The sequence below is a fragment of the Klebsiella pneumoniae complex sp. WS1778 genome, from assembly GCF_049472055.1.
GTDB classification, from domain to species: domain Bacteria; phylum Pseudomonadota; class Gammaproteobacteria; order Enterobacterales; family Enterobacteriaceae; genus Klebsiella; species Klebsiella quasipneumoniae.
In genome coordinates this window covers 254,273-277,954 of record NZ_JBKGTJ010000005.1, presented here as the reverse complement: position 1 = coordinate 277,954, position 23,682 = coordinate 254,273, and the positions used below count along the sequence as shown (strand labels likewise).

The window sequence follows — 23,682 nt, the reverse complement described above, 5'->3', positions numbered from 1 at the left end:
TCTACGCGAAAAAGGCTTTTCATCCCTGTCGCCTGCGGGTAAGGTCGGGGCGTTACTAAGCATGCACATTATTGAAAACAATAATGATTGATAGATTTAGGGATAAATATGCGCAAACTTACTCTCGCCCTTGCGGCGGCTTCTCTCCTGTTCACGCTGAACAGCGCCGTAGTAGCGCGCGCCTCCACGCCACAGCCGCTGTGGGTCGGCACCAACGTGGCCCAGTTGGCCGAGCAGGCGCCGATCCACTGGGTTTCGGTGGCGCAAATTGAGAACAGCCTGCTGGGGCGTCCGCCGATGGCCGTCGGCTTTGATATCGATGACACCGTTCTCTTCTCCAGTCCTGGTTTCTGGCGCGGGCAAAAAACCTTCTCTCCCGGCAGTGAGGATTACCTGAAAAACCCGCAGTTCTGGGAAAAAATGAACAACGGCTGGGACGAATTCAGCATGCCAAAAGAGGTGGCGCGCCAGCTGATTGCCATGCATGTGAAGCGTGGCGACAGCATCTGGTTCGTCACCGGCCGCAGCCAGACCAAAACAGAAACCGTTTCTAAAACCCTGCAGGATGATTTTCTTATCCCCGCCGCCAATATGAACCCGGTGATTTTCGCTGGCGATAAGCCGGGTCAGAATACCAAGACCCAGTGGCTGCAGACGAAGCAGATAAAGGTTTTCTATGGCGACTCGGATAACGATATTACCGCCGCCCGCGAGGCGGGCGCCCGCGGGATCCGCGTGCTGCGTGCCGCCAACTCCTCCTATAAGCCGCTGCCGATGGCCGGCGCGCTGGGCGAAGAAGTGATCGTCAATTCCGAATACTGACAGGCGTCAGAACGTGATAAACGGCAGCGGTGACGCTGCCGTTTTTTTATGCAAAATCCGGGGTGGAAGGTTTTACCTTTTCACGTATTGCTGCACACTTAGAGGGATTCATTCGCAAAAAGGAGTCGATGATGTGGTATCAGCAAACCCTGACGCTTGGGCCTAAATCCCGTGGTTTTCATCTGGTCACCGACGAAATCCTCGGCCAGATCCGCGGGCTGTCCGGGGTGAAGGTCGGCCTGCTACACCTCCTGCTCCAGCATACTTCCGCTTCCCTGACGCTCAACGAAAACTGCGATCCCACCGTCCGGTATGACATGGAGCAGTATTTTCTTAACGCCGTGCCGGACAATGCGCCGTACGAACATGATTATGAAGGCCCTGACGATATGCCGTCGCACATCAAATCATCGATGCTTGGCGTGTCGCTGATGCTGCCGGTCGAGGACGGACGCGTCAGGCTGGGGACCTGGCAGGGCATCTGGCTGGGGGAGCATCGGATACACGGCGGTTCGCGGCACATCGTTGCGACGCTCATGGGGGAATAAAAGATGACAATTTCGGAGTTATTGCAGTACTGCATGGCGAAGCCGGGAGCAGAGCAGAGCGTCCACAGCGACTGGAAAGCCACGCAGATTAAGGTCTCGGACGTGCTGTTTGCCATGGTGAAGGAAGTCGAAGACCAGCGGCCGGCGGTTGCGCTGAAGGCGAGCCCGGAGCTGGCGGAGCTGCTGCGGCAGCAGCATCGCGACGTCCGGCCCAGCCAGCATCTCAATAAAGCACACTGGAGCACCGTCTTTCTGGATGGCTCGCTGCCGGATTCGCAAATCTACTACCTGGTCGATGCGTCTTATCAGCAGGCGGTGAAAATGCTGCCGGAGCCGGTCCGGCAGCAGCTTTCTCGCTAATTATTTTAGCATCGGCTTCAGGAAGCGCGCGGTGTGCGAGGCTTCGCACTCGGCGACGGTTTCCGGGGTACCGGAAACCAGAATTTCGCCGCCGCCGCTGCCGCCTTCCGGGCCGAGATCGACAATCCAGTCGGCCGTTTTTATCACGTCGAGATTGTGCTCAATCACCACGATGGTATTGCCCTGATCGCGCAGCTGGTGCAGCACTTCCAGCAGCTGCTGGATATCGGCGAAGTGCAGACCGGTGGTCGGCTCATCGAGGATATACAGCGTCTGGCCGGTACCGCGCTTGGACAGCTCGCGCGCCAGCTTGACGCGCTGCGCCTCGCCGCCGGACAGGGTCGTCGCCGACTGGCCGAGACGGATATAGGTCAGACCCACGTCCATCAGGGTTTGCAGTTTACGCGCCAGCGCCGGTACGGCATCAAAGAACTCGCGCGCTTCTTCGATAGTCATATCCAGCACTTCGTGGATGGTTTTGCCTTTGTACTTAATCTCCAGCGTTTCGCGGTTATAGCGCTTACCTTTGCACTGGTCGCACGGTACGTAGATATCCGGCAGGAAGTGCATTTCGACCTTGATCACCCCGTCGCCCTGGCAGGCTTCGCAGCGACCGCCGCGGACGTTAAAACTGAAACGGCCCGGCGTATAGCCGCGGGAACGTGATTCCGGCACCCCGGCGAACAGCTCGCGCACCGGCGTAAACACCCCGGTATAGGTCGCGGGGTTGGAGCGCGGCGTGCGGCCGATCGGGCTCTGGTCGATATCGATGACTTTATCGAAGTGCTCCAGCCCCTGAATATCGCGATACGGCGCCGGTTCGGCGATGGTCGCGCCGTTAAGCTGACGCTGGGCAATGGGGAACAGGGTGTCGTTGATCAGCGTGGATTTACCCGAGCCGGAGACGCCGGTGATGCAGGTAAACAGGCCCACCGGCAGGGTCAGCGTCACGTCTTTCAGGTTGTTGCCGCGCGCGCCGGTTAGCTTGAGGACTTTCTCCGGATCGGCGGGCACGCGCTGCTTCGGCACTTCAATTTTGCGCTTGCCGCTCATAAACTGGCCGGTCAGGGATTCTGGTACCGCCATAATGGCCTCCAGCGGTCCTTCCGCCACCACCTGGCCGCCGTGGACCCCGGCCCCGGGGCCGATATCGATCACATGGTCGGCGGCGCGAATGGCGTCTTCGTCATGCTCAACGACGATCACCGTGTTGCCTAAATTACGCAGGTGGATCAGGGTCCCGAGCAGGCGCTCGTTATCGCGCTGGTGCAGGCCGATGGAGGGCTCATCCAGGACGTACATCACGCCAACCAGTCCGGCGCCAATCTGGCTCGCCAGACGGATACGCTGGGCCTCGCCGCCGGAGAGCGTTTCCGCCGAGCGGGAAAGCGTCAGGTAGTTGAGGCCGACGTTGACGAGGAACTTCAGGCGATCGCCAATCTCTTTCAGCACTTTTTCGGCGATTTTTGCCCGCTGGCCGGAGAGCTTCAGATTGTTAAAGAAGTCCATCGCGTGGCCGATGCTCATATCGGAAATGGTCGGCAGCGGGGTGTTTTCCACAAACACGTGGCGCGCCTCACGGCGCAGACGCGTACCGTCGCAGCTGGCGCACGGGCGATTGCTGATGAACTTCGCCAGCTCTTCGCGCACCGCGCTGGATTCCGTCTCTTTGTAGCGGCGCTCCATGTTATGCAGCACGCCTTCGAACGGATGGCGGCGCACCGAGGTGTCGCCGCGGTCGTTCATGTATTTGAATTCAATATTCTCTTTACCGGAACCGTACAGGACCACTTTCTGCACGCTGGCGCTGAGGGTGCCCCACGGCGCTTCAACGTCAAACTTATAGTGCTCCGCCAGCGACTTCAGCATCTGGAAGTAGTAGAAGTTACGCCGATCCCAGCCGCGGATGGCGCCGCCCGCCAGCGACAGCTCCGGATTTTGCACCACGCGATCGGGGTCGAAATATTGCTGCACGCCGAGACCGTCGCAGGTCGGGCAGGCACCCGCCGGGTTGTTGAAGGAGAACAGGCGCGGCTCCAGCTCGCGCATGCTGTAGCCGCAGATCGGGCAGGCGAAGTTGGCGGAAAACAGCAGCTCTTCCGCTTTCTCATCATCCATATTGGCCACGATGGCGGTCCCGCCGGAGAGCTCCAGCGCGGTTTCAAACGACTCGGCCAGACGTTGCGCCAGATCGTCGCGCACCTTGAAGCGGTCGATGACCACCTCGATGGTGTGTTTCTTCTGCAGCTCCAGCTTCGGCGGATCCGAGAGATCGCAGACTTCGCCGTCGATCCGTGCGCGGATATAGCCCTGGCTGGCGAGGTTTTCCAGGGTTTTGGTGTGCTCGCCTTTGCGCTCTTTAATGATGGGCGCGAGCAGCATCAGGCGCTGACCTTCCGGCTGAGAGAGCACATTATCGACCATCTGGCTGACGGTCTGCGCCGCCAGCGGCACGTCGTGGTCCGGACAGCGCGGCTCGCCGACGCGGGCGTACAGCAGACGCAGGTAGTCGTGAATTTCGGTAATCGTACCCACCGTCGAGCGGGGGTTGTGAGAGGTTGATTTCTGTTCGATGGAAATCGCCGGCGACAGCCCTTCGATATGGTCGACGTCCGGCTTCTCCATCAGCGACAGGAACTGTCGCGCATAGGCGGAGAGCGATTCGACGTAGCGACGCTGGCCTTCGGCATACAGGGTGTCGAAAGCGAGTGAAGATTTGCCAGACCCGGAAAGCCCGGTGACGACAATGAGTTTGTCGCGCGGGATAACGAGGTTGATGTTTTTGAGATTATGGGTGCGGGCGCCCCGAACTTCGATCTTATCCATTCACCTTTCCCGGTAGGTAGATACACGGATTGCCTGGTTTGCTTGAAGGACAAACGGCAGAAACGGCTAATTATGACACAATTTAACCTGAATGAATATACAGTATCGGAATGCAAATTCAGGTCGAGTGTGCAACAATGTCGTAGCCGGGTACTATCTCTGGAATCAGCCTCGCAGCTATTAAAATGCTACGTGGAAATGGTACACTCGCGCGTTTACACTATTAAGAAACGTATTCAGGAGACACGAACATGGCCAGCAGAGGCGTAAACAAGGTGATTCTCGTCGGTAATCTGGGGCAGGACCCGGAAGTACGCTACATGCCAAGTGGCGGCGCAGTCGCCAACTTCACGCTGGCAACTTCCGAATCCTGGCGTGACAAGCAGACCGGCGAAATGAAAGAGCAGACTGAATGGCACCGCGTTGTGCTGTTCGGCAAACTGGCTGAAGTCGCTGGTGAGTATCTGCGTAAAGGCTCTCAGGTGTACATTGAAGGCCAACTGCGTACCCGCAAGTGGACCGATCAATCCGGTCAGGATAAATACACCACTGAAGTGGTGGTAAACGTTGGCGGCACCATGCAGATGCTGGGCGGCCGTCAGGGCGGCGGCGCACCGGCAGGCGGCGGACAGCAGCAGGGCGGTTGGGGTCAGCCTCAGCAGCCGCAGGGCGGCAACCAGTTCAGCGGCGGCGCGCAGTCCCGTCCGCAGCAGCAGGCTCCGGCAGCGCCTTCCAACGAACCGCCGATGGACTTCGACGACGATATCCCGTTCTAAGGCCTGCCTTAAACGCGATATCCGCGTAGTTAACACAGAAAGCCCCGGTTTCGCCGGGGCTTTTTTTATGATTATTTCACCACCGCCTCAGAAGTGGTTTTGACCGCTGGCCGCGAGCGCTTCAGGCCGCGGGCACCTGAGCGGTCGCGGGCATCGCCACGCTGGGCTGCGGTTTGGCTGGCGGCGCCACCGGCTCCTGCCGCGGTGCCGCCGTCGCTTTCTGTTTGCGGGCCATGTCATCGACGATCAGCCGATAGGCGATGTAATACTTATAGATATTGCTGACGTAGGTCACCGTTTCCGCGCCGATTTTTTCTGCCGCCAGATTTTCGACGTTACCGAACCAGACGTTTGGATCAAACCCGCGCTGTTTGGTCATGGTGCGCAGGCGGGCGATACGCGCCGGACCGGCGTTGTAGGAGGCAAAGGCAAATAGCGCTTTATCCAGCCGGGTCATGGGCTCATCAGCATAGTAACGATCTATCATCCAGCGCATATATTTCACGCCAGCATGAATATTGGGATCCAGCTGTTTAATATCGCCCACCTTCAGCTCTTTTCCGGTGCGGGGCATCACCTGCATCACTCCGACGGCGCCAACGTGGCTTCGAACCGACTGGTTCAGCCGCGACTCCTGGTATCCCTGGGCCGCCATCAGCAGCCAGTCGACATCATAGCGATCGCCATATTTACGGAAGACGTCCACCATGGCGAGGAACTTGCGCCGTTCCTTACTCGCTGCGGCATTTTTAACATATTGGGCATTTTTCAGGTAACGCAGCAGCAGGGTATTACCCAGCGTGGTGCCCTGACGATTCTTTTTCACGAAGTTGTTCAGCAGCGCCAGCAGCTGCGGGCTGTCCTGGCGTACCGCCCACGCAATGTTGCCGCCGTCGCGCAGCACCACGTTGTCATGGACCTGGATTTTCGGAAATACCTGTTTCCAGAAAACCGCTTTATGCTGATCGACGACGATCAACGGCACCAGCCCGGCGTTGAGCATTTCCAGCAGATCTTCATCCTCCAGCGCTTCCGGCGCCGCTTCCAGGGTAACCGGCGGTCGTGACTCGCTGGCAAATCGGGCGTTCAGCGCTTGCAGACTTTCGTAATAGCTGGAGGAGCGGCGAACAAAGACCGTTTGACCGGAGAGCTGCTCCAGACTGTCGACCTTCGGCGATGCCGGGCCGGAGATCAGTAATTCTTTCACGTTGCTGTAGAGCGGTTGGGCGAAATCGACCTGGGCTTCCCGCGAGGGCGTGATAGTCAGGTTGGCGGCGGCGATATCCCCTTTACCTTCATTAAGCGCGGTAAAGAGATTATCCCGACTGACCGGCACAAAAACGATATGCAGCTTCAGGTGGCGCTGTTTTAGCTTTTTATCTTTCGCCAGCTGTTTATTCAGATCGTTTTCCAGCGCGATAAAAATGTCGTGCGTTGCCCCGCGCTGGGTGCCTTTATCAATAAAAAAGAAGGTCTTGCTGTAGGTGGTTAATACCCGGATGGTGCGCCGATCGAGCATGCCAGGCAGATCGCCTTTCCACGGCTGCAGCATGTCGTCGATATGGATCGACAGCGTATTGTCTTCGGTTGCCACCGGCGGCGCGATTTCCGCCTCCGCCGCCGGCAGAAAAGGGGCGAATAACAGCGTCGCGAGGCAGGTAAGCCAGGCGATAAACAGGCGTGATAGCGAGTTGGCGTTCATGGAGGAGCACTCCGCAGGGGGATGTGTTTATTTTAGCAGAACGGCCGCCGTTAGCTGGGTAGGACATGGGGGAAAAGGTGTAACGATACCGACAAAGAGTCTTTCGCAAATAGTATTACTTACTATTAATGTGCTTTTGTCTTTAATTTAACTATGGAGATAATATGATAAAAATATGTTTTTTTAATGATGAATAGAAAGTGATGATTTTATTTTTACTTTATTCTCTTCCGTTTGTTTTTTGGTAACCAGCTGATTGGTAAATGTTATTTTATTTTTCTCTGATATTGATTATTATCATCTTGATAATGAATCTCATTTTTATTACCGTAACACGGCACATTACTCTAATGACACGCTGTCTGGATTACGCTATCAAAGAATAGCGCGCAGCGCTTTTTCTCTAATGATGAAACAGGGCACTTAATTTTATTATGCCTCACGCTGTCTTCTTATTCCCATTAATGCCGGGAAGGCGCTGACCTGCGCCAAAATCTGGCGAGGCGCTGAGGCAAGTATTTTATCCCATTGTTTTTTCAATTGGGGAAGGCGTTATGCCCGACAGCAACAGAAAACAGGGCATATCCTATGAAATACACGTCTCTCTTCCCGCTGGGGATCGCCATTCCTCTGTTTGCCTGTAGCGTGCCGCTGCAGGCGACAGAAGGCGTTATCGAACCATCGACGTCTGACGAGAGCACCCCCACTGCTGAAAATCACGAGGAAACGATGGTGGTAACTGCCGCCAGGCAGAACCTGCAGGCGCCGGGCGTGTCGACCATTACTGCGGACGAGATTCGCAAACATCCCCCCGCCCGCGATGTGTCGGAGTTAATTCGCACGCAACCCGGAGTCAATCTGACCGGTAACTCCACCAGCGGTCAGCGAGGCAACAACCGGCAAATTGATATCCGTGGGATGGGACCAGAGAACACTCTGGTGCTGGTCGATGGAAAACCGGTCACCAGCCGTAACTCGGTGCGGTATGGCTGGCGCGGCGATCGTGATTCCCGTGGCGATACCAACTGGGTGCCGGCAGAGATGATCGATCATATCGATGTGATCCGCGGCCCGGCGGCGGCGCGCTATGGTAATGGCGCGATGGGCGGGGTCGTCAACATCGTGACCAAACCGACCACGCCTGAATGGCATGGGTCGTGGAATACCTATATGAATGCTCCGCAGCATCGTAAAGAAGGGTCGACGAAACGTACCAACTTTAGCCTCAATGGTCCGCTGTCAGACAGTGTCAGCTTCAATCTCTGGGGTAATCTGAGTAAAACCCAGGCCGATGCTCAGGACATTAACGCCGGGCATGAAGCCGAGCGTACAGGCTCCTACGCGGGCTCTTATCCTGCCGGACGTGAAGGGGTGGTGAACAAAGATATTCACAGTAAGCTGCGCTGGGAGTTCGCCCCGATGCAGGCCCTGGAGTTTGAGGCCGGCTACAGCCGACAGGGCAACCTCTATGCCGGCGACACACAAAACACCAATACCAGTACGCTGGTGAAGAGCATGTACGGGAAAGAGACTAACCGTCTCTACCGGCAAACTTATGGCGTGACATGGACCGGCGGCTGGGATAATGGCGTGACCAGCAACAGCTATGCCCAGTACGAACACACCCGCAACTCGCGAATGAATGAAGGGCTGGCGGGGGGGACGGAAGGGATCTTCTCCAGTAGCGAGTTTTCAGATATCGATCTGGCCGATGTTCTGCTACATAGCGAAGTGAATATTCCGTTTACGCTGGGGGTCGATCAGAATCTGACGCTGGGGACAGAATGGAATCAGCAGCGGATGAAAGATGGCGTATCGACAACCCAGGCGCTCTCTTATGGAACTATCGATGGCGTATCGGCTACTGGTCGTAGCCCGTACTCCAGCGCCGAGATCTTCTCGCTGTTTACCGAAGATAATATGGCGCTAACGGACAGCACCCTGCTGACACCCGCTCTGCGCTTCGACCACCACAGCATCGTCGGCAATAACTGGAGCCCCTCACTGAACCTGTCCCAGGAGCTGACGGACGACTGGACGCTGAAGCTGGGCATTGCCCGCGCTTACAAGGCGCCTAACCTCTACCAGTTGAACCCGAACTATATTCTCTACAGCAACGGTCAAGGCTGTTACGCCAGTAGTTCCGCCTGCTATCTGATGGGGAATAGCGACCTGAAAGCGGAGACCAGCGTTAATAAAGAGATTGGTCTTGAGTATAAGCATGAGGGCTATCAGGCGGGAATCACCTGGTTCCGTAACGACTATCACAACAAGATTGAGTCAGGGTACGCGGCGGTGGGCACTGCCAGCAACGGCACCACCAATATCTATCAGTGGGAAAACGTACCAAAGGCGTTAGTGGAAGGCCTGGAAGGAACGTTGAATCTTCCGATGGGGGAGACGGTTAACTGGAGCAATAACCTGACATGGATGCTGCAGAGCAAGAATAAGACGACAGGCGACCGACTGTCAGTGATCCCGCAGTTTACCCTGAACTCGACTTTGAGCTGGCAGGTCCGTGAAGATCTCTCTCTGCAGAGCACCTTTACCTGGTATGGCCGACAGAAACCAAAACGCTTTAATTATAAGGGCGAGGCGGTCAGCGGCAGCGAATTAAACGAAGTCAGCCCATACAGTATTGTCGGTCTCAGTGCGACCTGGGATGTGAACAAAAACCTGAGCTTCACCAGCGGGATAGATAACCTGTTTGATATCCGCCACTATCGGGCAGGGAATGCGCAAACGACCGGCAACGCGACGACGGGAGCTTATCTGTATGGCGCGGGTGCCGAGACCTATAACGAATCGGGGCGGACCTTCTTTGTGAGCGTAAATACTCACTTCTGATGGTGCTGGTGAGAATGAAACCGGGTGCAGCGCGGCCCGGTTTTTTTATTTCAGATGAGAGCGGTGGAGACAATTATAAATGGTGACAAAATCTTCACGCCCTCTACATTATTAGCTCAAAATATCTTTTTATACTGATTTCCGTCGCGCAAGGTCGTTGATCCCGATCGGGCTCGATAATAGCACCCTGCTATTTCCCTTCTGCAATACCCCCCTGCCCCCCTTCCATTCCCAACCGCAGCGATGCGGAGGAGGGGGACCTTCCTTATTTTTGCCGGGTGACCTGATGACGATATTGAGTGGGGGTGAGCGCATGATATTTTTTGAAGGTACGATTAAACGCACTGAGATCGTCATAACCAACCATAATACAAATATCGACAATACGGTAACCAGGCGTCGTCAGCAATAAACGGCGACAGAGCGACATGCGCTGCTGGCGGATATATTCCATCGGCGATCGATCAAAATAATGACGGAAGAGCCGAAACAAATGCCAGGGGGAATAACCAGAGATATCGCTCAGATCGTCGACGGTCAGTTTCTTATCCAGATTATTATCGATCCACAAGAGCAGGTCGCTTAATACCGATTGCTGGAGCGTTTTGCTATGCATGATTGAGGCCAATCCCAAAAACGAAGGGCTCCTCAATGAGGAGCCCTGGATTTATTGAACGGTGAGCTCGCCGTGGCGAACCTGATAATTTTTTTGGTTATCAGGGCCAATAAAGTCGCTGGCGGGTTTTGCCACCTGCAGATGACCAAACGCGGTTGATTGCTCTGCATGATAATTTTCGCCGTCATTCACGTTGCCGTGCCCGTTATAACGGGCAATGGCCGGGAAGGGATACACCGGACGCGTTGCGATAACGGCTGGAGCGGCGTCAGCGTAAGGCTGACTGACTTTCTGCACGCCGTGAAACTGCGTTTGGGCATCTGGTTTTTCTGTCATCGGCGGCAGCCTGGCGGCGGCTGGCGCCCGTTTGCCGGCCATAATCTCCTGCGGCGCGATGCCTTCCTCGGTCCAGCGCATCAGCGGGGTAAGGAGATCAATTTGATCGTAACCTTCGCCATTACCGCAATGTGCTACCCCAGGCAGCAGGAATAACCGCAGGAAGGAATCCGTTGCGGCATGGCCCATCTCTGCTTCTACGCCGCGGTAATAGGCGATAGAAAAGGCTGGGCTGACGGAGTCATCGACCAGACCGTGCCAGAGGATAAGCTTGCCGCCGCGCTGCTGATAGGCATGAAGATTGGTATTTGCCGCATTATAGAGCGGTGCCAGTTGAGCGACGGCGTCAAAATTCTGCTGATTAAGTGGGAAATCCCGCATCGATTGGATCTTCTGTTTTCCTCCCGGCAGGAGCACGGATTGCAGAGCCGGTAGTACCATCATTTCCGACATTGAGTGGCCGGTTGGCGTCTCCGGCACCGGCCAGCGTAGCTCGGAGCCCAGCGGAAGACCGCCAGCGACGAACTGGGCGCCGTGGCTGTCGTAAGCGCCGCGGTAGAGCTTTTTCACTACCTCAATCTCTTCCTGTGTCAGGCAGGCGGAACGGTCCTGAGCGTTGGCAGGACAGCGGGGAAGCCAAGTCTCAGAGAACTGACAGGCATAGGGGTTTTGCAGGATGCCGTCCTGCACGCCGGAAAGCGTCGGGCAGTGAGCCAGTATGGCCTGGTGAATCAAAGGTAAGCGATCTTTCAACAAGATAGCGGTACCGTCCGGACGCTGATTGGCGGCCACATTCCAGCCGTGGAAGAAGGAGTTCTGAAACTGGAAAAAGGCCGCTGGCGCACCAGCGCTGATACCGTCAAAATCCTGCGGAAAGCGCTGCGCTTCCATCAATGCTTCGCGACCGCCGTCTGAGCAGCCCATAAAGTACGCGTACTTTGGCAGCTGGCGGTAAAGCGTCTGCATCACCGCTTTAGCCAGCACTGCGGTCAGGTGGTTGGCGCGCCAGGCAAAATCGATGCGCTTTTGCGGATCTTCGGCCCATGACGCATCCATCATACTGCCATGGTGCCCCATATCGGTTGCTGCCACCACAAACTCGCCGTTCATTGCCGGCAGGCAGCCGCTGGCATTCGACAGACTCAGGTTAATACTCCCGCACAGTCCGCCGCAGCCGACCTGCAAGAAACGTTGACTCCAGCGCTGGGTCGGCAGGGCAATCTGCACGCCAATCTGGGGGGCGATAGTGGCGCTCACCTTGCACCAGCTTCCCTGCGCGGAGGTCTGCATTTCAGTGTGGTTGATAGTGACCTTTGCGCCAACGGCGGCGCTGAAGTCGGTAGCGCTTAGCGCATCGCATGTTAGCGCGGGGAGAACAATCGGCAGACTGGAGGCAGCCTGCGCTGGCGAAGCGAACGATAACCCAAAGAGGGTGCAGATAATGATGGGTAAGATCGTTTTAAGTAAGCGTGACATACGCAATTCCCTGTAATTGATGATGGGAGGCGGCAGGATGGTGAAGCCTATGCCTCACCTTCCCTGGCGAGGCGCCACTGCTTGGCTATTGTAGATAACGATAGACTTTCCTTGATGCCTTGATAAGGCGTCCCTACTGTATTCTGCTATTTTGAGGAAAATATGGAGATGTTCGCCATCGGCGTCTGGTGGTGAATACAAGATAAAATGTTGTGATGTCGATTGCATAATTTATTCAATTTCTCTTCATTATATCTGCTGGCTTTAAGAATATGATTGTGCCTGTTCCTGGTGATTCCAGAGAACAACATTCCTAACGAGATCCTTCCCCCTTTCCATTAGCAAGAAAGGGGGATTTTTCAATAAAGACCGTTCAGGTAAATCTAAATATAGCTCTGGTGTTGGCCATTAGAACCACGGCGTTCAGGAAAAGTTCCATCATTAAATATATTTTTAAACATGATTTAACATCCTTTTTTTCTCCATTTTGTCGCCATAATTGCATGTAATTCTGCGCCTCGCTCAGGTTATTTCTGTCGCATATCTTAGATACGCATCCTGAACAAATAAGCTCAACGCCAGCAGATAACTGCTATTGCTCATTATCTCGTAGACGACACATTCATGTTAAAAAAGACTCATATCATCAGCGGATTATTGATTACCCCTTTAACGCTGTACGCCGCAACCTCATATCAAGTTGATGATATCCGTTTTGAAGGGCTGCAGCGCGTGACCGTCGGGGCGGCGCTATTAAGTATGCCGTTGCACGCGGGAGAAGCGGTGACGGCAGAGGAAGTCAGCGAGGCAGTGCGCGCGCTGTATGCGAGCGGCAATTTCGAGAATGTGCAGATCCTGCGCGATGGGAAAACGCTGGTGGTGCAGGTTAAGGAGAGGCCCACTATTGCCAGCATCAGTTTTTCCGGGAATAAGTCGGTGAAGGATGATGCGTTAAAGGAAAATCTCACCGCGACAGGTATTTCAGCAGGTAGCGCACTGGATCGAAATTCGCTTAGCGAAATAGAAAAGGGGTTGCAGGATTTCTATTACAGCGCGGGGAAATACAGCGCGCAGGTTCACGCTGTGGTGACACCGTTACCGCGTAATCGCGTTGACTTAACGTTCGTCTTTCAGGAAGGCGTATCGGCGAAAATCGCACAAATAAACATTATCGGTAATCAGGCGTTTCGGGAAGAGACGCTCCTGGACCAGCTTCAGCTACGCGATAATGTGCCGTGGTGGAATGTGGTAGCGGATAAAAAATATCAGAAACAGAAGCTGGAAGCCGATCTGGAAACGCTGCGCAGTTTTTATCTCGATCGCGGCTATGCGCGCTTTGCGATCCAGTCCACGCAGGTCAGTATGACGCCAGATAAAAAATCCCTGTATATCACCATCACCCTCAATGAAGGCGAACGTTATCAGGTCGACCGAACTCAGGTGACAGGCGACCTGGCGCAGCATGGACCGGAGATCGAGGCCCTTGCCCAGCCGCTGGCGGGGGCATGGTATAGCGGGGCGCAAGTCACCACGGTTGAAAATGAGATCAAAAAGCGTTTTGGTAAGTATGGTTATGCCTGGCCGCAGGTGACGACCACGCCGGAAATCGATGACGCGCATCATCGTGTGACGCTGCATATTCAGGTCAACGCCGGCCGCCGTTACTCGGTACGCCAGATCCGCTTTTCCGGTAACGACACCTCCCGGGACGCGGTGTTACGTCGTGAAATGCGCCAAATGGAAGGGGCGTGGCTCAACAACGAAAAAGTCGAGCAAGGGAAAGTACGTCTTGATCGAACGGGTTTTTTTGAGAACGTTGAACAGCAGATCGTTCCGGTCAATGGAACGGCGGATCAGGTCGATGTGGTCTACAAGGTGAAGGAGCGCAACACCGGCTCATTCAACGTGGGCCTGGGATTTGGTACGGATAGCGGCGTGAGCTATCAGCTTGGCGTGACGCAGGATAACTGGCTGGGTACGGGCAATAGCGTGAGCTTCAATGGGACGCGCAACAGCTATCAGTCTTATCTTGAACTGGGGGCGACGAACCCGTGGTTTACCGTTGATGGCATCAGCCTGGGCGGAAAGATTTTTTATAACAGCTATGATGCTTCCGATGCGGATGCCGGGAGCTATAACCAGCAGAGCTATGGCTTAGGCAGTACGCTAGGGTTTCCCATTAGCGAAAATAACTCCCTGAACCTGGGGCTGGATTATGTCCATAATCGCCTGACCAATATGGATCCGGAGCTGACGACCTGGCGCTACCTCAGCTCTCGGGGAATCGAGCCCAGCGTGGTGACGAAAGATGGCGACAGTGGCGCAAAATATAGCGCCAACGATTATTTTTTGAGTCTTGGATGGGGCTACAACGATCTCGATCGCGGCTTCTTCCCGCGTGCGGGAAACAAGAGCAGCCTGAGCGGTAAAGTGACGCTCCCTGGTTCGGATAATAGCTACTACAAACTCTCTTTTGACACCGCCCAGTATCTGCCGCTGAGCGAAAACAAGCGCTGGGTCTGGATGGAACGCCTGCGCGCAGGCTATGCTGGCGGGTTAGACGGCAAAAGTGTGCCGTTCTACGATAACTTTTACGCTGGCGGTTCGTCGTCGGTGCGCGGCTTCTCTTCTAACACCATTGGGCCTAAAGCGGCCTATTACCGCTGCAATGGTAGCGAAAGCAGCTATAGCGCCTGCCCGCTGGACGCCTCGTCTGATGCGGTCGGCGGGAATGCCATGGCGGTGCTGAACAGCGAATTTATCATTCCAACCCCCTTTGTGAATGACAAATACGCCGATAGTCTGCGAACCTCGCTGTTTGTTGACGCGGGGACGGTCTGGAGCACCTCCTGGCACAACACCACGCAGACGCTGGCGGCAGGTATCCCTGACTACGGCGATCCGAGTCATATTCGTCTCTCCGCGGGGATTGCCGTGCAGTGGATGTCTCCCCTTGGTCCACTGGTCTTCTCCTGGGCAGAGCCGTTTAAAAAGTACGATGGTGATAAAGCAGAACAGTTTCAGTTTAATATCGGCAAAACCTGGTAGGGCCTCAGCGGGGCTTGTTAGACCGGCGTGGCAATATTCTGTGGACTGTCTTCCGACATAGCGATTGAGCAGAATATGCTCAATCGCTATGTCGATATTAGCGCTAAGGAATGCGATCTGGCGGGACACCCGCGACATTTACCCGAGCGCGGTCTGAGGGCCTCGCGGAGCTGGTGACGTACGACGAGGTAACCGCGCAATAAATAGCTGCCTGCTACGGTCCTCTTTTCTTGCCAACCGCGGGTAATGCTCAGTGCTGCATCATCTAATACCAATGACTGAGGCCTCATCCAGAGGGACTAAGACGTATTGTCAATTAAGTTTATATTATCTTATTTTTTATTATATTTTCTTTTTTAAGGTTAATTTGGCTGTTTTTTATCGGGCCTAATCATAAATTTCGAGAGGAAAATGAAACGTTACTAATAATGGGTTGTGTTGTTAGGAATTGTCTTAAGTCACATAATTGTCAGGGACGCTTGCGGTTTATAATAATGAATGCTATCACTATATACGGTAACAATTTGTAGCATCTGTATAAGGAAGGAATATGAAATGGACTATTCTTAATACTCTGATCTGCCCGCAATCCGGCATCGCCTTCTCGGCAATATCCAGTCTGCGTTTCTTAAAATTTATCATGTGGTACGAGGCCGATGTGATCCTGCTGCCCGGCGAGTCGATGAAGCTCTATTCCTCGAGAGTTTTAATTAATGACCAGTATCATTCATTAAAAATCTACAATATTACGGTGTACGATGAGGCGCAATGGGAAAAATTACGTGAGCGGCCATCTTGCCCATACCATGCCGGCGGCGAGCGGTCTGACTCCTGTTTTTACCAGTCCTTTTGCGCAATTAAGCGCTGTCCGAATAATATTCCCCGCAGCGAACCCTGGCGGTAGTCAGTCCACGCCGCCGGCCAGCCGCCGGCGGCGTGGCGTTATTTCGCCAGCAGGGCCGCCAGCCGCGGCTGGACGCTTGCGCAGCCCGCCAGCACGAGGTTGCCTCGCCGCAGACCCTCATTGGCGAGAAACGCATTGCACTTTCCCCCCGCCTCCTCAATCAACAGCATGCCTGCCAGCGCGTCCCAGCTGTTCATATGCGCTTCATAATAGGCATGGAGCTGGCCGGCGGCGACATGCGCCAGCATCAGGGCCCCCGCGCCGAAGCGGCGATATTCCAGGCCGGCGTCGAGCAGGGTCGCGATGGCCTGGGCGTAGTCGCTGGCCGGGGCGCGGCTGGAACGGCCCATACCCACCACCACCGCATCCGGATCCGGTTCGCGTAGCGTCAGACGCTGGCCGTTGAGATACGCGCCTTCGCCGCGGCCGGCGAAGAAAAACTCATCGCGATCGGGAGCGTAGATAATGCCAAGCGTCAGCTCGGCCTGGCATACTCGTGCCAGCGAGATACACCAGTAATCCATACCGAGGATAAAGTTGGTGGTGCCATCGACAGGGTCGAGCACCCAGACGGTCTGTTCATCGCCAGCAAAACCGCTCTCCTCGCCGAGGAAACCCTCCTGGGGAAAATGGGCCTGCAGCCAGCCTTTAATCTGTTGTTCTACCGCGCGATCCGCCTGCGACACAAAGTCCTGGCGCGATTTTTTATCGACCTGTAATCCCGCATCGCGCAGCGCCTGGGCGTGGGCGCCAGCCTGGTGAATCAAGGCGCATAATGACTCTCGTTGTGCTTCCGTCATAGTCCTGCTCTCAGATAACAAAGGGCGACGTGCGCCGGTGAATTAACGTCACCTCCACCCAGGTGGTGCGTGAAGGTTGTAAAGGGTCGGCGGCGCGCTCCTGCAGCCGGGTAAGCGCCTGGCGGGAAATCGCCGCCACATCCTGATGTAGGGTGGTGAGCTGGTAGCTATATTGCGCGGTCGGCGGCGTGTTATCAAAACCAATCAGCTGATAATCCTCAGGCGCCTGTTTGCCGCGCTGGCGCATTCCATCGAGAAAGCCACAGGCAAGCTGGGCATTGGCGCAAAAGATCCCCTCAGGCACCTCGCCAGCGAGCGCCGCGGCCTGCTCACCGCCGACGTAGCCCTCTTCCGGACAGGCGAGGTGCGCCAGGTCGCGTTCGATGTCCACTCCGCGCGTCTGTAGCGCCCGGCTGAACGCTTCCCCGCGCATGCGTCCGGCCCAGGTGGAAGGGTGAATATTGAGCCAGCCGAAGCGCCGACAGCCGCTGCGCAACAGCTGGTCGGCGGCCAGCTCGGCGCCAGCGGCGTTATCAGAGCAGACATAATCCACCCCGGGGATCGTCGGTTGACGGTTAATGCCCACCACCGGAATATGCTGCTGAACGCACTCGTTCACCAGCGCTTCCGGCGGCTGGCCGGAGGTAACGATAACTCCGGAGACGCGAAACTGAGCGAAACGGCGCAGGGTGTGCGCCAGATCCTGCTCGCTATGGATCTCGCTCACCAGCGCCTGAAAGCCCTGGCGTTGGATCTCGTTGAGCAGGGCATCAAGCAGGGCGCTGCGAAAAGGATCGCTGATGCGCGAGACGATCACGCCGATTAAGTGGCTGCGCTGGCGGTTCAGCCCCTGGGCGAGGAAGTTAACCTGATACCCCAGCTCTTCGGCGGCGCGCAACACCCGCGCCCGGGCATCGGGAGAGATGCTGCCGTTGCTGCTCAACGCCCGGGACACCACCGCCCGGGAGACGCCCGCTCGCCGGGCAACGTCCTGGGCGGTGACGCTGGGTTTACGGGGTGCAGGGCTCATAGGATATGCGCCTCGTCGTTAAACGTGGGACGCGGCAACGTTAAGGCGAGCCCATCCCGGGAAACGAATAAACCCGGCCACGGCTGGCAGGCCTGCTTCAGCGCCGGCAGGGAAGCATCCTCGCAGTGATAGAGCCCCAGCGCCGGGAGCTGCAGCGTTCTGAACAGCATCAGGCAAGAGGGGAAATCGCCATGAGAGGCGTCATCGTCCAGAGCCGCCACCGAGGCACACTCCTGAAACGCCAGCCCGGCGCCGGCCATCAGGGCCATCGAGTCGGCGGTCGGCCGGCCATCGCCGCTGTAAAACAGCGTCTGCCCGGCAATGGTGATACGGATGGCGCGATTACTCAGCTCATGCTGGGTGGGGGCAGTGCGGATCTGCCAGTCCTGCCACGTCCAGGCGTCGCGACACGCTTGCCAGTCGAGGGTGAAGCCAAGCTCCGCCTGCGGCCAGTTCGCCAGCGCGGCCAGCTGCTTGAGCACCGGCTGCTGCGCCGGCTGGCAGTAGATAATCAACGGCTTCTGGCGGGAGCCGCTTTTCCAGTAATTCAGCAGTGCCGTCAGACCGGTGCAGTGGTCCGGATGAACGTGGGTGAAGTAGATCGCGTCGATATCGTTGACCCCGCCGCCGCGCTGCCAGAGCGCGCGGGGAACGGTGGGGCCACAGTCGATTAACCACTGTTTGTTGTCCGCGTCGATTACCCGCAACGCGGAAGTATTTTGCGTGCAGGAAAAGGCGCTCCCGCAGCCAAGCACATCTATTTTCATTTACCCTCGCCAAAAATTTTTGTCGCTTAATTAAATTGTCATAAATACCCGACAAAGTAGGCTCACATCATGTCGAGTCAACGTTGCATTTTTTTTACAGCTAAATGAACACGTGTTCATACCAATAAAAAATGCCCGCAACAGCGCTTTCAGGTAGCGAATATGAGTTATTTAAAGATCTCTGGCCTTAAAATTAGTTATGGCGATAAAGTGGTTTTACATAATATCGATCTGGCGGTCGAGCAGGGGGAGATGATCGCCCTGCTCGGCCCTTCCGGATGTGGAAAAACCACCCTGCTGAATGCCCTCTGCGGTTTTATTCCGGTGGAAAGCGGGGAGATCGCCATCGCCAGCCGATCGATCACCCATCAGGCGCCGGAGCAGCGCAATATCACCATGGTGTTTCAAAGCTACGCCCTGTGGCCGCACCTGACGGTGGCGCGCAATATTGGCTATGGCCTGAAGCTGCGCAAATGGCGCGGGGCGGATATCACACGGCGAGTGGCGGAGCTGCTACGGATCGTCAATCTCGACGGGCTGGCTGACGTGAAGGTGACCGAACTCTCGGGCGGCCAGCGGCAGCGGGTGGCACTGGCGAGGGCGCTGGCGATAGAGCCTCAGGTGCTGGTGCTGGATGAGCCGTTATCTAATCTGGATGCCAAAGTGCGGCTCAATGTGCGCCATGAAATTAAATCTCTGCAAAAGAAACTCGGCTTTACGTCATTAATTGTCACCCACGATCAGCAGGAGGCATTAGTGATGGCGGACCGAATTGCGGTATTAAACCAGGGGCGAATTGAGCAAACCGGCACGCCGGAACAAATATATCAGCGACCCGCGACACCCTTCGTCGCTGATTTTATGGGCGCCGATAATAAAATAACCTCTGATGAAATATCCGCTGCCGCAATATCCGGTTTATCCGCTGCTCAGCAGGGTGAAAAAGTCATTTATTTTCGCAGCGCCGATGCCACGCTCGCTGAATTAACGCAGCCCGCGCCGCAGGAAGGGCTCGCCCTGGAGGGGATGGTGGAGCAGAGCGCGTTTCTGGGCAATCTGTATCGCCACAGCGTGCGCTGTCATGACCGCCTGCTGCAGGCCGACTCCGCTCAGTGCTGGCCGACGAAAAGCCGCGTCAGGCTCCATGTGCCGATGCCGGCCCTCCATATTTTTCCTTTACCACTATCACAGTGATATCAGCGTGTTCATTCTGGGGACAATCCATGTTTACTAAGACGAAAGCAGCGATCTTAACGACCCTCTGCCTGAGCGTTAGCGCCCAGGCCGACACCTTTCTTAACGTCGCCACCGCGGGCGATCAGAATATGGTGGATTACGTGAAAACCTGGCTGGGGCCAAAATTTGAAGCCGCTCATCCCGGCGTCAAGGTGCGGGTGATCGGTACCGGCCCAGGCGACGCCGGGTCGAATAAAATTAGCGAGAAGCTGAGCGCCCAGCAGGAGAGCGGCGCGCAGCAATGGGATATCGACGTCGCCGTGGTGCATCAGAAGGCGGGCGGGGAGCAGGTGGAAAAGGGATTGCTGCAAAAATATCGCCAGGATATTCAGACCGGCGGCATGGTGAGCTCGCCGAGCGCCACCCAGGCGCTGGGCGTTAACGTCGACGGATACGTCATGCCGATGTTCTTAAGCCAGACCGCTATCGCCTGGAACAGCGATCTCGTCAATACGCCACCGGCGTCGTATGACGAGCTGGTGGCCTGGACGCAGAAACATCCTCAGGCTTTTGGCTATAACGGCATCAAGAACGGCATGTCCGGCGTTAGCTTTGTGGTGGGCTGGATCTACGCCTACGGGACCGACGCCGAGCGCCTCTCCTCCGCGCCTTATGATAAAAGCGTCGAAAAGGGCTGGCAGCAAGCCTATGAGAAACTGAAGGCATTCAATAAAAATGTCACTTTCACTCCGGGCAACGCTGGAACGCTCGACATGCTAAGTCGGGGAGAGATTGCCATGGGCCCGGTATGGGTCGACATGTTCTATAGCTGGAAAGATCAGGGCAAGCTGCCGCCATCGATTAAGCTCGCTTTACTGGCCCCGGGCATGCCGGGTCAGCCGATGTATTACGTCATTCCGGCGAAAGCGGCGAATCCGCAGCTGGCGCGCGACTTTATCGCGCTGGCCACCAGCCCGGAAGTGCAGGCGCAGGGGATCGTTAAGCAGTTCAACTGGTATCCGGGCATCGACGCCGGGCAGGTGAAGCCGAAGCTGGATGCAGCGACCTGGCAAAAGCTGTTTGCCGAAATCTCGCCAGAAGCGTTGGCGAAGTATGGCAAAAGCTTCCCGATCGCTCCCTACTTTGACGATATCAAAGAGGGTTACGAAAGCCAGGTGGCCAATTAACCCTTTTTCCAGCCCGGGTCGCCGATCCGGGCGCTTGCTTGTGCCAACGCCAGGTTCTTTATGTCCAGTTCATTAAAATATTTGCTGCTGGTTGCCCCGGCCGCGCTGATGGTCGCGATCCTGTTTTTGTATCCGCTGGGGTTTTCGCTGGTCTCGGCGTTTACCGCGCCGGGACAGCCGTTCACCCTCGATCATTTTCGCAAGGTCTACGCGCTTTACGCCAACGATGTGCTCTTTTCGCTGCTTATCGTGCTGATCTCGGTGGCGTTGTTAGCGCTGATCGCCATTACCCTGTCGGCAGTGATTGCGCTGTCGCCTTGCCGGCCCGTTGTTCGCCTGCTGGGTTTTTTGTATCGCCTGCCGCTATTTATTCCTTTTATCGTCGTCGCTCAGATGATGCGCACTTTTCTCGCCAAAAATGGCCTGATGAACAATGCGCTGGTGGCGGCCGATCTGGTCAGGCCGCTGGAGACCCTCTCCTGGTTGGGATGGAAGGGAATTGTCATTACCTTTGTCTGGAAGCAGCTGGCCTTTGCTACGCTGTTGATCTGCGGAGCGATGGCGGCGCTGGAGCCGTCGCAGATCCTCGCCGCACGTAACCTTGGCGCCTCCCGGCCGCGGTTGCTGTTCGATATTATGCTGCCGCAGGTCCTGCCGACCATCGGCGTGGCGCTGGTGCTGTCGACGGTAACCATGATGTCGGTGCTGTCGGTACCGCTGATGATCGGCGTGGGGACGCCGACGATGCTGACCGTGGATATGGCGTTTCGCGTCAATTCCTATGGTGATTACGCGGTGGCGAATGCGCTTGGCGTGGTGTCGCTGGCGATCTGCGGCGCGCTGTCGTGGTTTTACCTGCGCCATAGCCTGCAGCAAAAAGGCGGTGAATGATGAAAGCGCTGAATCTTGCTTCCTCTCCGTCATGGTGGGTAAGAGGACGCCGTAAAGTGAACGCCAGCCCGGTGCTGCAGAGCCTGCTGCTGCTGTTTATGCTGCTGGCGATGTTTGGCCCGCTTCTGAACCTGTTGATCTGGACCGTAGCGGAAAGCTGGTATTTTCCCCATTCGCTGCCCAGCCAGTGGGGCCTGAAGTACTGGTATCAGGTTTTCAATCCGTACAGCGATGTCTCCAGCTCGCTGTTAACCAGCATACTGATCGCCCTGCTGTCGGTGGGGGTCTGTTTGCTGATTTCCGTTCCCGCCGGCTATGCGCTTTCCCGGCGGAAAATGCCGCTGCGGGTGCTGTTTATGCTGCTGTTTCTCCTCCCGCAGGCCTTTCCCAACCTGACGGTATACATGAATATTGCTCGTCTGTTTTACCAGTGGGGCTTGAACGGAACTATCGCGGGGGTGGTGCTGGTGCATAGCGTCCATGGTCTGATGTACTCGGTGTGGATCTGTGTGGCCGCGTTTTCAGCCATCGACCCGCTGCTGGCGCGGGCATCGCGTAACCTGGGCGCCGGACCGGTGTATACCTTCTGGCACATCGTGCTGCCGCAGGCGGCGCCAGGGATCGTTGCCGCCTGCATCTTTGTTTTTCTGGAGTCGTTGGATGAGTTTACCGGCACCTTCTTCGTCGGGGCGCCGGATATCACTACGCTGCCGCTGCTGCTCTATAACGCCAGCATGTCGGGTAACTATCAGGTCTCGTCGATTACCGCGCTGATTTTGCTGGTGCCATCGCTGCTCTTTATGGTGGTGATCCATAAATTTATGCGTCCGGAGATGATGGCGAAATTGGGGAAATAAGAGCTGCAGAAAACGAAAAAGCTTCCCGTCGGGAAGCTTTTTAACCTCAGGTCATCATCATTGGCCATTCTGGCGGCGTCTGACTCATGACTTCAATCATCACATCTTTGATATTGCCCCAGATTTTGGCAATATCGAGCAGGGTGATGCCGAGCAAACCGGTGGCGAACCAGCAGGCGGCGGCAAGGCCGAGGCAGCTGCAGATCACCGCCAGACCGGCGTAATCGCTTTTGCGAAGCTGAATATTCAGTGAGCTGGCGAGAAACATGAGTACTGCGCTCACCAGGGGCCAGCGCAACAACACGACACTGGTAGTAATGGAAGCCATTAACCTATCCTCAAAGAAAGTCGGGGAGCCATGGACGACCTGGCGCGACTGACGATGGCATAGCGCTCTGGTCTCAACTGGCGTACTAGAGAGTGATGAAACGCCATTTCTGTTTCATCAACTTGTGTGAACTATATCACACTTGGCGCTTTCTTCACCAGTCAAAAAATGAGCTTTCGCTGCGTTTAATAGCAATGTTATTTGTGTGGATATTAGTGAGCAACCCCCGATGATCTTATTTTCATTGCCTTGCTAATGATTATTATTCTGCGGGTTTTATTACCTGTTCTTGTTTATTACACGGAGAAACCGAGTCAGATACGCGTCTATTCTTAATCTTGGCGGAATATCTTCCGAATACCTGATAAATAAGTATTATTCTTCA

19 protein-coding genes are annotated in these 23,682 nt (G+C 55.8%); 11 read left to right on the top strand and 8 right to left on the bottom strand.

Annotated features, from left to right (window positions below):
• The first annotated feature begins 108 nt into the window (after positions 1 to 108).
• The 3 genes from aphA to ACLEXF_RS21260 all read left to right on the top strand — a co-directional run bounded on the left by aphA (position 109) and on the right by ACLEXF_RS21260 (position 1,730).
• The gene (gene aphA, locus ACLEXF_RS21270; RefSeq protein ID WP_004206302.1) at positions 109 to 822 is read left to right on the top strand and encodes an acid phosphatase AphA; all 714 of its coding nucleotides are present in this window, start codon (positions 109 to 111) and stop codon (positions 820 to 822) included.
• A 131-nt stretch (positions 823 to 953) separates the two neighbouring features.
• Positions 954 to 1,370 (top strand): secondary thiamine-phosphate synthase enzyme YjbQ, encoded by a 417-nt coding sequence (locus ACLEXF_RS21265; RefSeq protein WP_004206303.1) that lies wholly within the window; start codon positions 954 to 956, stop codon positions 1,368 to 1,370.
• Between the two features lie 3 nt (positions 1,371 to 1,373).
• Positions 1,374 to 1,730, top strand: a complete 357-nt coding sequence (locus tag ACLEXF_RS21260) for an MmcQ/YjbR family DNA-binding protein (protein WP_004206305.1) — start codon at positions 1,374 to 1,376, stop codon at positions 1,728 to 1,730.
• Here the strand turns inward: ACLEXF_RS21260 and uvrA are convergent, their stop codons facing one another.
• Complete coding sequence (uvrA, locus tag ACLEXF_RS21255; protein ID WP_004206306.1) at positions 1,731 to 4,556, bottom strand: excinuclease ABC subunit UvrA; 2,826 nt, start codon at positions 4,554 to 4,556, stop codon at positions 1,731 to 1,733.
• Between the two features lie 251 nt (positions 4,557 to 4,807).
• Between uvrA and ssb1 the strand changes: the two genes are divergently transcribed.
• Positions 4,808 to 5,332 (top strand): single-stranded DNA-binding protein SSB1, encoded by a 525-nt coding sequence (ssb1, locus tag ACLEXF_RS21250; RefSeq protein ID WP_004151744.1) that lies wholly within the window; start codon positions 4,808 to 4,810, stop codon positions 5,330 to 5,332.
• A 121-nt stretch (positions 5,333 to 5,453) separates the two neighbouring features.
• On the opposite strand, the gene ACLEXF_RS21245 is transcribed toward ssb1, so the two are convergent.
• Positions 5,454 to 7,034 carry a lytic transglycosylase F gene (locus ACLEXF_RS21245; protein ID WP_023319488.1) on the bottom strand — a complete coding sequence of 527 codons (1,581 nt, stop codon included), beginning with the start codon at positions 7,032 to 7,034 and terminating at the stop codon, positions 5,454 to 5,456.
• Between the two features lie 588 nt (positions 7,035 to 7,622).
• Here ACLEXF_RS21245 and ACLEXF_RS21240 point away from each other — a divergent pair.
• The gene (locus tag ACLEXF_RS21240; RefSeq protein ID WP_374747724.1) at positions 7,623 to 9,881 is read left to right on the top strand and encodes a TonB-dependent siderophore receptor; all 2,259 of its coding nucleotides are present in this window, start codon (positions 7,623 to 7,625) and stop codon (positions 9,879 to 9,881) included.
• Positions 9,882 to 10,146: 265 nt separating this feature from the next.
• Here ACLEXF_RS21240 and ACLEXF_RS21235 read toward each other — a convergent pair whose 3' ends face one another.
• Together ACLEXF_RS21235 and ACLEXF_RS21230 are read right to left on the bottom strand one after the other, a co-directional pair.
• The gene (locus ACLEXF_RS21235; RefSeq protein WP_017900112.1) at positions 10,147 to 10,515 is read right to left on the bottom strand and encodes a helix-turn-helix transcriptional regulator; all 369 of its coding nucleotides are present in this window, start codon (positions 10,513 to 10,515) and stop codon (positions 10,147 to 10,149) included.
• A 33-nt stretch (positions 10,516 to 10,548) separates the two neighbouring features.
• Complete coding sequence (locus tag ACLEXF_RS21230) at positions 10,549 to 12,309, bottom strand: tannase/feruloyl esterase family alpha/beta hydrolase (protein WP_374747723.1); 1,761 nt, start codon at positions 12,307 to 12,309, stop codon at positions 10,549 to 10,551.
• A gap of 624 nt (positions 12,310 to 12,933) precedes the next feature.
• Here ACLEXF_RS21230 and bamA point away from each other — a divergent pair.
• Both bamA and iraM read left to right on the top strand, forming a co-directional pair.
• A complete protein-coding gene (bamA, locus tag ACLEXF_RS21225) occupies positions 12,934 to 15,357 on the top strand; it encodes an outer membrane protein assembly factor BamA (protein ID WP_064187833.1) in 2,424 nt (807 codons plus the stop codon).
• A 550-nt stretch (positions 15,358 to 15,907) separates the two neighbouring features.
• Positions 15,908 to 16,261, top strand: coding sequence for an anti-adapter protein IraM (gene iraM / locus ACLEXF_RS21220; RefSeq protein ID WP_004206315.1), 354 nt, complete (start codon positions 15,908 to 15,910; stop codon positions 16,259 to 16,261).
• A gap of 38 nt (positions 16,262 to 16,299) precedes the next feature.
• Here iraM and ACLEXF_RS21215 read toward each other — a convergent pair whose 3' ends face one another.
• The 3 genes from ACLEXF_RS21215 to ACLEXF_RS21205 are packed head-to-tail and all read right to left on the bottom strand — an operon-like array spanning position 16,300 to position 18,858.
• Entirely contained in the window at positions 16,300 to 17,061 is a 762-nt protein-coding gene (locus ACLEXF_RS21215) for an inositol monophosphatase family protein (RefSeq protein WP_374747721.1), read from the bottom strand.
• A gap of 10 nt (positions 17,062 to 17,071) precedes the next feature.
• Positions 17,072 to 18,091 (bottom strand): LacI family DNA-binding transcriptional regulator, encoded by a 1,020-nt coding sequence (locus tag ACLEXF_RS21210; RefSeq protein ID WP_004206317.1) that lies wholly within the window; start codon positions 18,089 to 18,091, stop codon positions 17,072 to 17,074.
• Positions 18,088 to 18,858 carry an MBL fold metallo-hydrolase gene (locus ACLEXF_RS21205; RefSeq protein WP_004206319.1) on the bottom strand — a complete coding sequence of 257 codons (771 nt, stop codon included), beginning with the start codon at positions 18,856 to 18,858 and terminating at the stop codon, positions 18,088 to 18,090. The genes ACLEXF_RS21210 and ACLEXF_RS21205 overlap by 4 nt, the downstream gene beginning before the upstream one ends.
• A 162-nt stretch (positions 18,859 to 19,020) precedes the next feature.
• Here ACLEXF_RS21205 and ACLEXF_RS21200 point away from each other — a divergent pair, with 162 nt between their 5' ends.
• From ACLEXF_RS21200 to ACLEXF_RS21185, 4 genes are read left to right on the top strand one after another with little or no spacing between them, the layout of a single operon-like run.
• On the top strand, positions 19,021 to 20,052 hold the full coding sequence (locus ACLEXF_RS21200; protein ID WP_004206321.1) for an ABC transporter ATP-binding protein: 1,032 nt from the start codon (positions 19,021 to 19,023) through the stop codon (positions 20,050 to 20,052).
• A gap of 29 nt (positions 20,053 to 20,081) precedes the next feature.
• Positions 20,082 to 21,221 carry an extracellular solute-binding protein gene (locus tag ACLEXF_RS21195; protein WP_004206323.1) on the top strand — a complete coding sequence of 380 codons (1,140 nt, stop codon included), beginning with the start codon at positions 20,082 to 20,084 and terminating at the stop codon, positions 21,219 to 21,221.
• 60 nt (positions 21,222 to 21,281) lie between these two features.
• Positions 21,282 to 22,112, top strand: coding sequence for an ABC transporter permease (locus tag ACLEXF_RS21190; RefSeq protein ID WP_004206325.1), 831 nt, complete (start codon positions 21,282 to 21,284; stop codon positions 22,110 to 22,112).
• Complete coding sequence (locus ACLEXF_RS21185) at positions 22,112 to 22,969, top strand: ABC transporter permease (protein WP_053810870.1); 858 nt, start codon at positions 22,112 to 22,114, stop codon at positions 22,967 to 22,969. Before ACLEXF_RS21190 ends, ACLEXF_RS21185 begins: the two co-directional genes overlap by 1 nt.
• A 46-nt stretch (positions 22,970 to 23,015) precedes the next feature.
• Here the strand turns inward: ACLEXF_RS21185 and ACLEXF_RS21180 are convergent, their stop codons facing one another.
• A complete protein-coding gene (locus tag ACLEXF_RS21180; RefSeq protein ID WP_002885064.1) occupies positions 23,016 to 23,297 on the bottom strand; it encodes a YjcB family protein in 282 nt (93 codons plus the stop codon).
• Positions 23,298 to 23,682: the final 385 nt, after the last annotated feature.

What these genes read in the sequence shown, in the direction of transcription:
- uvrA (WP_004206306.1), bottom strand. Translation starts at nt 4,556, where the DNA reads ATGGATAAGATCGAAGTTCGGGGCGCCCGCACCCATAATCTCAAAAAC.
- ACLEXF_RS21180 (WP_002885064.1), bottom strand. Translation starts at nt 23,297, where the DNA reads ATGGCTTCCATTACTACCAGTGTCGTGTTGTTGCGCTGGCCCCTGGTG.
- ACLEXF_RS21245 (WP_023319488.1), bottom strand. Translation starts at nt 7,034, where the DNA reads ATGAACGCCAACTCGCTATCACGCCTGTTTATCGCCTGGCTTACCTGC.
- ACLEXF_RS21190 (WP_004206325.1), top strand. Translation starts at nt 21,282, where the DNA reads ATGTCCAGTTCATTAAAATATTTGCTGCTGGTTGCCCCGGCCGCGCTG.
- ACLEXF_RS21260 (WP_004206305.1), top strand. Translation starts at nt 1,374, where the DNA reads ATGACAATTTCGGAGTTATTGCAGTACTGCATGGCGAAGCCGGGAGCA.
- ACLEXF_RS21240 (WP_374747724.1), top strand. Translation starts at nt 7,623, where the DNA reads ATGAAATACACGTCTCTCTTCCCGCTGGGGATCGCCATTCCTCTGTTT.
- ACLEXF_RS21205 (WP_004206319.1), bottom strand. Translation starts at nt 18,858, where the DNA reads ATGAAAATAGATGTGCTTGGCTGCGGGAGCGCCTTTTCCTGCACGCAA.
- aphA (WP_004206302.1), top strand. Translation starts at nt 109, where the DNA reads ATGCGCAAACTTACTCTCGCCCTTGCGGCGGCTTCTCTCCTGTTCACG.
- ACLEXF_RS21265 (WP_004206303.1), top strand. Translation starts at nt 954, where the DNA reads ATGTGGTATCAGCAAACCCTGACGCTTGGGCCTAAATCCCGTGGTTTT.
- ssb1 (WP_004151744.1), top strand. Translation starts at nt 4,808, where the DNA reads ATGGCCAGCAGAGGCGTAAACAAGGTGATTCTCGTCGGTAATCTGGGG.
- ACLEXF_RS21195 (WP_004206323.1), top strand. Translation starts at nt 20,082, where the DNA reads ATGTTTACTAAGACGAAAGCAGCGATCTTAACGACCCTCTGCCTGAGC.
- ACLEXF_RS21230 (WP_374747723.1), bottom strand. Translation starts at nt 12,309, where the DNA reads ATGTCACGCTTACTTAAAACGATCTTACCCATCATTATCTGCACCCTC.
- ACLEXF_RS21210 (WP_004206317.1), bottom strand. Translation starts at nt 18,091, where the DNA reads ATGAGCCCTGCACCCCGTAAACCCAGCGTCACCGCCCAGGACGTTGCC.
- iraM (WP_004206315.1), top strand. Translation starts at nt 15,908, where the DNA reads ATGAAATGGACTATTCTTAATACTCTGATCTGCCCGCAATCCGGCATC.
- ACLEXF_RS21185 (WP_053810870.1), top strand. Translation starts at nt 22,112, where the DNA reads ATGAAAGCGCTGAATCTTGCTTCCTCTCCGTCATGGTGGGTAAGAGGA.
- bamA (WP_064187833.1), top strand. Translation starts at nt 12,934, where the DNA reads ATGTTAAAAAAGACTCATATCATCAGCGGATTATTGATTACCCCTTTA.
- ACLEXF_RS21215 (WP_374747721.1), bottom strand. Translation starts at nt 17,061, where the DNA reads ATGACGGAAGCACAACGAGAGTCATTATGCGCCTTGATTCACCAGGCT.
- ACLEXF_RS21200 (WP_004206321.1), top strand. Translation starts at nt 19,021, where the DNA reads ATGAGTTATTTAAAGATCTCTGGCCTTAAAATTAGTTATGGCGATAAA.